The organism is Bacillus cereus group sp. N12, assembly GCF_016483575.1.
Lineage (GTDB): Bacteria > Bacillota > Bacilli > Bacillales > Bacillaceae_G > Bacillus_A > Bacillus_A toyonensis.
This window is the reverse complement of sequence record NZ_JAEHBO010000070.1, coordinates 1-11,533: the sequence shown is the minus strand read 5'-3', so window position 1 is coordinate 11,533 and position 11,533 is coordinate 1. Positions and strand designations below refer to the sequence as shown.

Here is an 11,533-nt window from a genome sequence, read left to right as displayed (position 1 = left end):
ATGTTTATGTTTAAAAAAATATAATTACGCTAAAACTAATTCTTCTGCCTGCTTAAGTACTTTCAAACCGTCACACATGCCATAATCTCGTTGGTTTATAATAGCAACTGGTATATCGTATGACTTTGCAAGAAACGCTACGGCCGGAAATAAATATTTCACTTGCGGACCAATTAAAACGGCATCTGCTTCCTTAATTTCAAGCTTCACAAGTTCTGAATCAACTGCCTTAATTTTATAATCCTTCCCTTGTTTCTTCGCCTCTTCTTGCATTTTTCTTACAACCATACTCGTTGACATACCTGCAGCACAACATAATAAAATATACATATTATACTGTCACTTTCTCTTTCTCTTCCACACGTTTATGAAGAGCGATAAATTCTTCAGCAAGTTCTTTCACTGTAATTGCATTCATTAAATGATCTTGTGCATGCACTAACAGTAAACTTATTTCTGCATGATTTCCTCTTGCTTCCTCTTGAATTAAATCCGTCTGAATACGATGAGCTGCTGAAATTTCTTCACTAGCAAGTTCCATCTTTTCACTCGCATTCTCAAAATCTCCTTGTCTTGCAAAAGCGATTGCTTCAAGCGCCGCGCTTCTCGCGTTGCCACCATGTAAAATTAACGCAAATGGAGTTTGCATATCAGTCATTTTAACTTCCCCCAAGCTTTGTTTTTCTATATGTTCATCTTATTATGAAAACGCATACAATTAAACATAAAAAACTTCCGTTATGTAACGGAAGTTTTTATATACTTTTTCAATACGATAATAAAATCTCTTGAAAACCTTCAATTAATTCAGCCTGAGTTAATTTCTCTATCGTATTCTGATTAGACATAATATCATATAAAAAATCATAAAGCCGTTGCAAATCTTCATTATTATTGCGCTTCACACTAAATAAAATAATCAATTGTACTTTTTTATCTCCCCACTCAACAGCCTTATCAAGTGTACAAAATATCAAAAATGTTTCCTCACTTAATAACTGCATCGGATGCGGAATCGCCACTAAATTTCCAACCGCTGTCGGAGATGTATTTTCTCTTTCCATAACAGAAGCATAAAAATTTTCTGACACATAGTTTTTCTCAGTGGCTTTCTCACATAAAAATTGAATAACTTCTTCTTTCGTAGAAGCACTACGATTTAAAAAGATTAAATCTTCTTTTATATATTGCTGCACACTATTATTCACATGCGTAAACAATTGCTGACCAATCGATTTAATCTCTTTATCATCAAATATTGAGTTCACTTTTATAACTGGAACAGGCAAACCACTCGGTATATGAATCGTACTAATAATACAATCTATTTTGTCTTTATAAAGGTCTTCTACTTTCAATTGATAATAACCTGTAATACCTACAATCTCTAATTTATCTCGAAACTGTGATAAAATTTTATATTTTAATAGTTGTGCACTCCCTTGACCAGTCGCACAAACTAGTAAACATCTTTTCTTTTGATTCTGCTCCTGCAAACGGCTCATCGCTCCGCCGAAATGAATAGCAATATAACCAATTTCACTTTCCGGAATCGTTTCACCCGTATATTCACCAATTATATCTCCAACGAGAACCGCAATTTCAAAAGCATACGGATAATTCTTTTTCACTTCTGCCAAAAGAGGATTTCTCGTATTTAACTTATACTTCAAACGATTTAATAACGTTTTTAAATGAACACCAAATCCAAATAATAATTCTTCATCATAATAAAAAATAAGATTCCGTTCTTCCGCTACTTTAAAAAGAATATGTTGCATAAATGCATATATATCTTTTCCTAATAGCTCTTCTACATTTTCATAGCGATCTCTCGCTGTAACAGCAGTACTTAACAAATGCACCGTCACATATAATACTTCTTCTTCTGGAAATAAAAGTTTTAACTCTTTCTCTAAATCTCCTAAAATCTGCTTCGCAATTGTATATTCTTTCTTTATTATAAGTTCTGATTGCTCCACATGCAGTCCTGTCATATAATGTTGACTTTGACAACGCTTTAATGCGATTGCAATATGAATGACTAAATTATCAATTTCTATATCAGATAAATATATTGTTCCACCCTCAATATACTTTAATATAATTGAACGAATGAGTGATATATGAGGTAACGATACATATGTATCCGTCTGCTCAAATTGCTCATGAAACGGAGTATGTTCATAACGTGGTAAACCATATTGTGATAAACAAGAACGAATATTAAATTCCTCTCCCACAATGCGTATACCATAATACGGTCTCTTTTCAATTTGCAATGTATAGCGACCGCATATATCTGTAACATCTTTCATAATTAAATTTACAGTTGATTTACTCACGTAAATTTCTTCTGCTAACTGCGAAAGCTTCACATATCCTTCGGTCGTTAAAACACGTTGTAAAATATACGCAACTCTTTCTTCATAAGAAGTTGGGATCTTTTTCGTCTGTTTTTGAAATAGACTCACACAAAACTCTTCAAATATCTTCGTTTGTATAATTTCTAGTTCATATCCAGTCCCTCTTTGCGATTCGATTTTCGCTCCGTTTTCTTCCAATATATCATTTAATAATTTTATATCTTTTTGAATCGTCTTCGTTGATACATGTAATCGGTTCGCTAAAAAAGCTCGATTTAACATCGATTTCTCTTCTAAAAACTCCTCTAAAATAGAAATTAATCGCTGATGCACCTTTGTCATAGCTCTTCCTCTCGCTCTTTATATATAAAGGGGGAAAAGCTGCTGAAATCAGTAGTTTTTCCCCTTTATATTCTCTCTATTTCTTTAATGTAAATCCGAATTTATCCCAAGCATGTAAATAATCTAGTAAGAAAATCTCTTCTTCTATAATTCGACCAACTACATTTGTTTTTCCTGTATTCACCATATCTTTTAATGCAATTTGTAATTCACCTTTATACTGGCCATATTGCTCATTATCAATTAAAAGATCGCCACGCTTAATTTCACGCGTATTATGAGGTTTAAACTCTTCTTTTTTATATTTCACACGACTTTGTGTAGAACGAATCATATATTCAGATACATCCCCGCGATAAAAATGAGGTTCTTCTAATACGATAATTCTTTCTAAATTTGTCGTTGTATCGTATAGTTCTATATCAAATGTTTGTTTCTCTTTATTTAACGCACCTAGTGCTTGTAATTCTTCTTCTGATGCATAAGCGTTCGCAATAATAACATCATCAATTAATTCTGTCGCAAATAAATGCTTCGCTTGCGTTGTCATCGGTAATTCACGATGCTCTTCTAACGTACATAAACCTTCTGTTACTGGCCAAGGTCCGTATGTTGCATCAAATGATGAAATAAATGCAGCTGTTCTCATGCCGTAATCTTTAAATTGTTTCGAGCATGTAATGAAATGATCGTATGATAACCCCGAATAGCGGTGCGGATAAAAATTATGACAGCCAATTAAATTCTCACGGTTTGGTCTATGACTCATAATGTTATCTACATACTTCGTACCATTACTCATATTAATCTCAATTTTCAAACCATACGGATTATAAGTCATAATTGATTCTTCTAATCCTGAGAAACCAACATCTAAACGAATACCGTACGCACCTAATTCATGGAAGAATGATAAATCATTATACGAAATACCTAATTGTTCAAAAACAGATGGACTAATATCAACTAATACTTGGAACCCTAATGCATTCGCATGAGAGATCGTTTCTTTAAATTCTTCAATAATTTTCTCTTTTTCTCCATCCACAGATAGTAAACATGTAAACACACGTGTAAATCCGTATTTACTTGCTAATGTTACATATTCCTTATCTTTCTCTACCGTTGAATGTTCTGGATAAATAGAAATACCTAATCGTCTCATATGTACACGCCTCTTTCTTCATTGTTTTGTAAACCTTTTCAAATATATGTAGTAAAAAAGTATATATCCCCTTCTCATTCACTACCTTTTGAATCCGCTTTCTTTAAAGAAAAAACAATTTCTATCATTCATAACAACTACAAGTCTATACATCTATACTTTACATCTTTTTTTCATAGTTGTGTAGCGTTTACACAAATTTGTCAGTTTTTCATTTTAAAAATTGTTATCCGCTTTCAAGACACCTTCCTTGACTGCTACATTGACCAATACATATACTCAAAAGAAAAGAGATAAAGTGAAACTTTAATCAGTGGGGGTTTTGTTCATCCCCCACCGATTATTAGCCTTCACCAATCGGGCGTTTGCGGGCAGCAGGGCTTCCACCTAACTTCTTTGCTCCAGCCAGATTTTGAGGTGGGAATTTTACTGTCCGCAAATAGCGGAAAAAATGTATATAGGGGATGAATATATGGGAGAGGCAATACTCGTAAAACGAGAACCGTTATGGACAAAAGAGTTTGTTGCTTTAATTTTTGCAAACTTATGTATGTTTTTAGGGTTTCAAATGTTAATTCCAACTTTACCTGTTTATGTGAAAGAAATCGGTGGCACAAGTTCAAATATCGGATTGGTCGTCGGTATGTTTACCGTTGCGGCACTTTTTGTTAGACCGCTAACTGGAAACGCCTTGCAGAAATTTAATAAAAAAATCATTTTAATGATCGGTACTGCTATTTGTTTACTCGCTATGGGCAGTTACCTTTTCGCCTCTACCATTTTTCTCTTGCTTGCCGTTCGTATTTTACACGGAGCTGGCTTCGGTATTACAACGACTACATATGGAACTGTCGTTTCTGATTTAATTCCAGCAGCTCGCCGCGGAGAAGGCATGGGATATTTCGGCCTTTCTGGAACCATTGCAATGGCTCTCGGCCCACTAATCGGACTATGGCTTATGCAAGCATATAATTTCAACGTTCTTTTTTTATGTGCACTCTCATGCACAATCGTTTCATTAATTTTAACGAAACTACTTCAAATCCAAAAAACGAAACAACCACCAAAACAATCATCTGGTACTTTTCTCGATGGATTTATTGAGCGCAAAGCTTTACTTCCTTCATTATTAATATTATGTATTACATTAATGTACGGAGGAATCGGCAGCTTTATCACACTATTTGCTACCGAAGTTGGCATTGCTGATATTAGTCTCTTCTTTTTATGTAACGCGCTAGCAATCGCTGTAACTCGGCCATTTTCCGGAAAGTTGTATGATGCGAAAGGCCATACATTCGTCATCATTCCAGGGGTTATTATAACGTTCGCAGGTATTATTTTATTGTCGTATACAACGACAATTCCGAGCTTAATTATTGCGGCAGCCTGTTACGGAAGTGGTTTCGGAGCGATTCAGCCTGCGCTACAAGCATGGATGATCGACCGAGTAGCACCGCACCGACGAGGAGTCGCAACAGCTACATTCTTCTCAGCATTTGACCTTGGAATTGGTGCGGGAGCGATTATTTTCGGATTCATTGCACATTTTACAAACTATGCGACTGTATATCGTTATTCTTCCCTATTACTTATTGCTTTTCTGTTCATTTACATTACAAGTATAAGAAAACAAAAGCACGGAGGTAAAAATACAGAAAAAGCTGCTGGATAATTTAGCGGCTTTTTTTCTTGCAAAAAAAGACTACTTAATAAATATTAAACCCCATGTTGACTTTATAAAAATACATGCATTTCCCTACATATTTTTTTAACTATCATCAAAAAATATACAATGAACTTGTAGAAGATTTCTTTGATATACAATTGAATAATACTATTCTAAAAAGTGTGATTTCTTTACAAAAACACTATTTACAAAGACGAAAACCATTAAAATACAGCTGTTTCTTTAAAGAATTGTAAACTTTTCACCTCTTTGTAAATTTAGTGTAAATTTTACTAGCAAACCGTTTACAGTGCCTCAAGGTTTAGTTAATAATTACATCGTACATGAAATTTAAGGAGTGGAATGCGTGGAATATAATGTTCAAGAAATGATCTTCCAATTCATTGGTGGATTAGGTATTTTCTTATTCGGGATTAAATACATGGGCGATGGACTGCAACAAGCAGCTGGAGATCGTCTTCGCGATATTTTAGATCGTTTTACAACGAACCCACTTATGGGTGTACTAGCAGGTATGTTAGTTACTGTATTAATTCAATCAAGTTCAGGAACAACCGCTTTAACAGTTGGACTTGTAAGTGCCGGATTTATGTCATTAAGACAAGCAATTGGTGTTATTATGGGTGCGAACATCGGTACGACAGTTACTGCATTTATTATCGGGATTAAAATCGGAGAATACGCTCTCCCAGTTATGGCGGTTGGAGCGATTTTACTATTCTTCTTTAAAAATAAAAAAGTACATTCTGTAGGTCAAGTTGTATTCGGTTTTGGTATGTTATTCTTCGGTTTAGAATTAATGAGCGCAGGTATGAAACCTCTTCGTTCATTAGAGGCATTCCAAGATTTAATGATTAGCATGAGTGATAATCCAATTTTAGGAATTATTGTCGGTACAGTCTTCACTTTAATTGTACAAAGCTCAAGCGCAACAATCGGTATTTTACAAGAATTATTCGGTCAAGGTGCAATCGATTTACAAGCTGCCCTTCCTGTATTATTCGGTGATAACATCGGTACGACAATTACAGCAGTATTAGCAGCAATCGGTACTTCAATTGCAGCAAGACGTGCAGCATTAGTTCACGTTATCTTTAATATTATCGGTACCATTATCTTTACGATTATATTGATACCATTTACAAATTTAATTCAATATTTCCAAACGTCATTAAACTTGAATCCAGAAATGACAATTGCATTTGCACATGGAACATTTAACGTAACGAATACAATCATTCAGTTCCCATTCATTGCAGTATTAGCCTGGATTGTAACAAAAATTATTCGTGGTGAAGATGCATCTATTAACTTTAAACCACAACATTTAAATCCAATCTTTATTGAACAATCTCCAGCTATTGCTTTAACAGAAGCTCAAAAAGAGATTATCCGTATGGCAGAGTTTTCATTAGATGGATTAAAAGAAGCAAACCAGTTTTTAAATACACAAGACAAAAAACACGCTAATATGGCTACTCAATTAGAAGGAGCTATTAACAATTTAGATAAAAAAATTACCGAGTATTTAGTTTTACTATCAGAAAAACCACTTTCATCAGCAGATTCTGAGAAGCATTCTGTTTTAGCTGGTGTTGTTGGAGATATTGAACGTGTCGGTGATCATGTAGAAAACCTTGTAGAACTTGTAGATTTCCAAATTTCAAACCGCGTTTCACTATCAGACGACGCACTAACTGAATTAAATGAAATGCTTGAATTAACAATTTCAACATTACAAGATGCAATCAATGCTTTAACAAACTTTGACACTGAACTAGCTCAAACTGTTATTGCAAAAGAACGTAAAATCGACCAAATGGAACGTGTTCTTCGCAAACGTCACGTAATACGTCTAAACGAACGCAGCTGTTCAGGCGATGCAAGCATCATCTTCGTTGACATGGTAAGTAACTTAGAGCGTATCGGTGATCACGCTGTAAATATCGCTGACGGTGTTTTAGGTGAACAAGGAAAAATCAATCTAAAACAATCATTATAATAGGAAAGAGACGCTCAAGTTAGCGTCTCTTTTTTATTTCATATTTACAACTGTTCTTCCTTTTAACTTTCCTTGCAATATGAGCGAAAACTTCTCATCTAATTTTTCTAATGTACATTCTTCTGTATAAGATAATAGTTCTAAGTTTTTCCACTCTGTCGCTAACAATGCCCACACTTCTCTTCTCATATCTACTGGACATTGTACGGAATCTATTCCTCCAAGGCTAATACCTCGCAAAATAAACGGATATACTGTTGTGTGTAATTCATGCCCTGCCACATTACCACATGTCGTTACACAACCGGCATATCGTACCAATTTCAATGCTGTTTCTAACATCTTTCCGCCCACAGTATCGATAACCCCGGCGTATATTCCTTTAAGCATTGGCCTTCCTGATTCATCACTCAACTCTTCACGCTGAATTACCTTCTTTGCTCCTAAACGTAGTAACATCTCTTCTTCTTCCAATTTCCCTGTTGCTCCGACTACGTTATATCCTAACTTACTTAAAATACTAACCGCTACACTACCTACACCGCCCGTAGCACCCGTTACTAAAACATCTCCCATATTAGGCATAATTCCTGCTCCAATGAGCTTATATACCGATAGTGCAGCTGTAAAACCAGCTGTCCCATACATCATACTTTCCTTCAAAGACATTCCTTCTGGTAAAGAAACAATCCAAGATGATGGCACGCGAATATATTCTCCGAATCCACCAGACGTATTCATACCTAAATCATACCCCGTTACAATAACTTGATCCCCTACCTTAAAGGAACCATCTTCACTACTCACAACTTCTCCTGCAGCATCGATTCCTGGCGTATGAGGATATATTCTCGTTACACCTTTATTACCAGTAGCTGAAAGCGCATCTTTATAATTTAATGAAGAGTAATGAACTCGTATTAGCACATCTCCTTCAGGTAAACGATTGATTTCTCTCTCGACAAGCTTTCTTTCAAATTGATTATTTTCTTTTTCTTTCACGACGATTGCTCGGAATGATGTATGACCCATTATGCTCTCTCCTTCATCCGTAAAATTCTTCTTTATTATATAGAAGAAATAAGTAGTACTACCAATTTCTTATTGGCTATATTTCAACAAATCTTACTTCTCTCTCACTTTCTCACAATATATATTTTCATTTCTACTAAAAAAACATATACTTATCCTACATCTGAAAAATAACATATAGAAAATCTGACTTTTTATAAATAAATTGAATTTTTACGAAATGTAAATGATTTGTAATGTTTTTTTTCGTCAAATTTCATTATAATAAGTGGATGTGAGTGTCGTATTTCAATCCAAATGAAGGAGTACAAGAAATGGAGCAAAACCCATCTTTGCAAGAAAATACACGCAATAAACCGAAAAAAAGTAAGAAAAAAACAAAAATTATTATAAGCGTCATTCTATTCTTTTTAATAGTAGGAGGCGGTTATACGTGGTTTTTAGTAAATAAAGCATCTTCTGCTGTTCGAAATGCCGCACATGATTTAGCACGCGGTGATAAATCTGATTTACGTGATAAAGCTGTAAAACCTATTACGAACAATGTCTCTGTCTTAATAATGGGTGTTGATGAAAGCGATGTCCGAGGAAAAGAATATGGTGAAGCTATAAGAACAGATGCGCTGTTGCTTGCAACTTTTAATAAAGACAGCAAAACTGTTAAACTATTAAGTATTCCACGTGACACATATACTTACATTCCAGTAGAAAAGAAAAAAGATAAAATTACACACGCTCATGCATTCGGTTCTGCTAAAAACGGTAAAAAGGGTGGACCACAAGCAAGTATCGATGCAGTTGAAAGATTAATGAATGTTCCTGTCGATTACTTTGTAAAATTTAACTTTAAATCATTTATAAAAATTGTCGATGATTTAGGCGGCATTGAAGTCGATGTACCTGTTGAATTTTCAGAACAAGATAGTAATGATAATGCCGATGCAATTCACCTGAAAAAAGGTGTCCAAAAGTTAAATGGCGAAGAGGCTCTTGCTCTTGCTAGAACGCGACACATCGATAGTGATGCAATGCGTGGGCAACGTCAACAACTCGTTATTGAAGCTATTTTAAAGAAAATAACAAACGTTGGATCTGTAACAAAAGTTGGCAACATCATTGATGATATTAACGGACAATTCGTTACAAACTTAACATTCGATGATATGCTTTCATTCTATAAATATGGCGCAGATTCTTCAGTTGAAAAGTTACAAATTCAAGGTGATGACTGCTATATGGAAAAAGGTGATGATACATGTAGCAAATCTGCTGGTGGCGGTCGAACATATTACTACAATCCAGATAAAAAAGCACTAGCAAATGTTACGAACGAACTTCGTACTCACCTTGGATTACCTGCCTATACAAAAACTGACTTTGATTCGAAAAAAACAGATTCAGAGAAAACGAAAGACACTAACTCTGAGAGAACAAAAGACACTAACTCTGAGAGAACAAAAGACACTGACTCTGAGAGAACAAAAGACACTAACTCTGAGAGAACAAAAGACACTAACTCTGATAGAATAAAAGACACTGACTCTGAAAATACAAACAAACGTGAGTCAAGTAACAACAACCATAATGATAATAACAATGAATAAAAAGAAACCGTACTCTATGGAGGTAGAGTGCGGCTTCTTTTTTTAAACATAAAAAATCAGAACTTTCCAACTATCTTTTTTAATATTTTTAAATTATAATAAATAATAGTAATCTATTCCAATTATCAGGGGGCTCATACATATGAAAGCTGCAGTAAAACATAACATTTCAGATTTTAAAGACTACTTAAAATCCAACGATATATACATGGAAGAAAATATAGATGAAAATGATGGTTCGGTGCATTTTTCAGTAGGATTAGAAACAGAAGCTGGCGCAAAAATTCAACTTATCGCTGCTTTCGAAAATGAAAATCCGACTGTGGATATATACTGCTTCAATGTTGCTCACGTACCTGACGAAACATCAACAAATGACATTTTACATGTCATCAATGAATTAAACACATCTTACCGATTTGCAAAATTCACACTAAATAAGCAAAATGCAATTGATATTTCAACATCTCTTGCATTCTCAGAACCAAACTTTAATCCGGCACTTGTTTTTGAGCATACGAGAATGCTGTATAAATTAGCGAACGACGAATATAAAAACTTAATGAAAGTTATTTGGGCATAAAGTAAAACTATAATCAGTGACGTTTTACTACCCACAAAACAAAAGGATGGGCTGCAAGCAGCACCATCCTTTTACTTCGATATCATATCAACCCACATTTTAACAGCAGTTCCTACAATTAAAGTGGACAATACATATTGCAGTACTTTTTGATTTAGCCTCTTCCCGACTCGTGCTCCAAGTGGCGCAGCAAATATACTTGCAACCGCAATAATTAGAGCTGGAATGATAACTACTTGCCCAGTAATCACTTTTCCTGTAGTAATCCCTATTGAGGAAATAAACGTAATAGCGATAGATGTTGCAATCGTCATGCGCAGTGGTAATTTTAAAATAACTAGCATAATGGGAACTAAAAGGAACGAACCTCCAGCTCCTATAATGCCTGAAGCTCCCCCTACAACGAACGCTAACAAGCTCGCTAACCATTTATTATACTTCACGTCTCCACTATTGTTTTGTTTCGGTACAAACATCATAATAGCTGCAATTGTAGCTAATGCTGCATAAACAACATTCACTGTATGTTCCTCTAATATGTTAGCACCGAAACTCCCTATGAAGCTTCCTAGTAATATACTAGCTCCCATATACATAACTAACGTTTTATTCATGTCATTACTTTTTCGGTATGCCCACGCACCTGCAAAAGTTGCAAAGAATACTTGTACCGCTGTAATACCGCTCACCTCATGTGCAGTATAACCAGTAAACCCTAGCAATACTGGAATGTATAAGATCATCGGATA

10 protein-coding genes are annotated in these 11,533 nt (G+C 34.9%); 4 read left to right on the top strand and 6 right to left on the bottom strand.

What is annotated here, in order from left to right:
- Positions 1 to 24: 24 nt before the first annotated feature.
- The 4 genes from JDS92_RS23620 to JDS92_RS23605 all read right to left on the bottom strand — a co-directional run bounded on the left by JDS92_RS23620 (position 25) and on the right by JDS92_RS23605 (position 3,873).
- A complete protein-coding gene (locus JDS92_RS23620; protein WP_000275634.1) occupies positions 25 to 330 on the bottom strand; it encodes a PTS sugar transporter subunit IIB in 306 nt (101 codons plus the stop codon).
- A 1-nt stretch (position 331) separates the two neighbouring features.
- Positions 332 to 658 (bottom strand): PTS lactose/cellobiose transporter subunit IIA, encoded by a 327-nt coding sequence (locus JDS92_RS23615; RefSeq protein WP_199632607.1) that lies wholly within the window; start codon positions 656 to 658, stop codon positions 332 to 334.
- Between the two features lie 109 nt (positions 659 to 767).
- Complete coding sequence (locus JDS92_RS23610; RefSeq protein ID WP_199632606.1) at positions 768 to 2,708, bottom strand: BglG family transcription antiterminator; 1,941 nt, start codon at positions 2,706 to 2,708, stop codon at positions 768 to 770.
- A 76-nt stretch (positions 2,709 to 2,784) separates the two neighbouring features.
- Positions 2,785 to 3,873, bottom strand: coding sequence for a DUF871 domain-containing protein (locus JDS92_RS23605; protein WP_001253372.1), 1,089 nt, complete (start codon positions 3,871 to 3,873; stop codon positions 2,785 to 2,787).
- Between the two features lie 472 nt (positions 3,874 to 4,345).
- Between JDS92_RS23605 and JDS92_RS23600 the strand changes: the two genes are divergently transcribed.
- Together JDS92_RS23600 and JDS92_RS23595 are read left to right on the top strand one after the other, a co-directional pair.
- Positions 4,346 to 5,548, top strand: coding sequence for an MFS transporter (locus JDS92_RS23600; RefSeq protein WP_098912383.1), 1,203 nt, complete (start codon positions 4,346 to 4,348; stop codon positions 5,546 to 5,548).
- Positions 5,549 to 5,909: 361 nt separating this feature from the next.
- Entirely contained in the window at positions 5,910 to 7,565 is a 1,656-nt protein-coding gene (locus JDS92_RS23595; protein WP_199632605.1) for a Na/Pi cotransporter family protein, read from the top strand.
- A gap of 33 nt (positions 7,566 to 7,598) precedes the next feature.
- Here JDS92_RS23595 and JDS92_RS23590 read toward each other — a convergent pair whose 3' ends face one another.
- Entirely contained in the window at positions 7,599 to 8,663 is a 1,065-nt protein-coding gene (locus JDS92_RS23590; protein ID WP_307838340.1) for a YhdH/YhfP family quinone oxidoreductase, read from the bottom strand.
- 248 nt (positions 8,664 to 8,911) lie between these two features.
- On the opposite strand from JDS92_RS23590, the gene JDS92_RS23585 reads away from it, so the two are divergent.
- Together JDS92_RS23585 and JDS92_RS23580 are read left to right on the top strand one after the other, a co-directional pair.
- A complete protein-coding gene (locus tag JDS92_RS23585; RefSeq protein ID WP_199632603.1) occupies positions 8,912 to 10,201 on the top strand; it encodes an LCP family protein in 1,290 nt (429 codons plus the stop codon).
- A gap of 142 nt (positions 10,202 to 10,343) precedes the next feature.
- Complete coding sequence (locus tag JDS92_RS23580; RefSeq protein ID WP_000642358.1) at positions 10,344 to 10,784, top strand: hypothetical protein; 441 nt, start codon at positions 10,344 to 10,346, stop codon at positions 10,782 to 10,784.
- A 71-nt stretch (positions 10,785 to 10,855) separates the two neighbouring features.
- Here JDS92_RS23580 and JDS92_RS23575 read toward each other — a convergent pair.
- On the bottom strand, positions 10,856 to 11,533 hold a 678-nt coding region (locus tag JDS92_RS23575), incomplete at its 5' end, for a sulfite exporter TauE/SafE family protein (RefSeq protein WP_199632602.1).

Excerpts from the sequence above, each read along its gene's own strand:
- JDS92_RS23605 (WP_001253372.1), bottom strand. The coding sequence starts at position 3,873 with ATGAGACGATTAGGTATTTCTATTTATCCAGAACATTCAACGGTAGAG.
- JDS92_RS23610 (WP_199632606.1), bottom strand. The coding sequence starts at position 2,708 with ATGACAAAGGTGCATCAGCGATTAATTTCTATTTTAGAGGAGTTTTTA.
- JDS92_RS23580 (WP_000642358.1), top strand. The coding sequence starts at position 10,344 with ATGAAAGCTGCAGTAAAACATAACATTTCAGATTTTAAAGACTACTTA.
- JDS92_RS23620 (WP_000275634.1), bottom strand. The coding sequence starts at position 330 with ATGTATATTTTATTATGTTGTGCTGCAGGTATGTCAACGAGTATGGTT.
- JDS92_RS23600 (WP_098912383.1), top strand. The coding sequence starts at position 4,346 with ATGGGAGAGGCAATACTCGTAAAACGAGAACCGTTATGGACAAAAGAG.
- JDS92_RS23615 (WP_199632607.1), bottom strand. The coding sequence starts at position 658 with ATGACTGATATGCAAACTCCATTTGCGTTAATTTTACATGGTGGCAAC.
- JDS92_RS23585 (WP_199632603.1), top strand. The coding sequence starts at position 8,912 with ATGGAGCAAAACCCATCTTTGCAAGAAAATACACGCAATAAACCGAAA.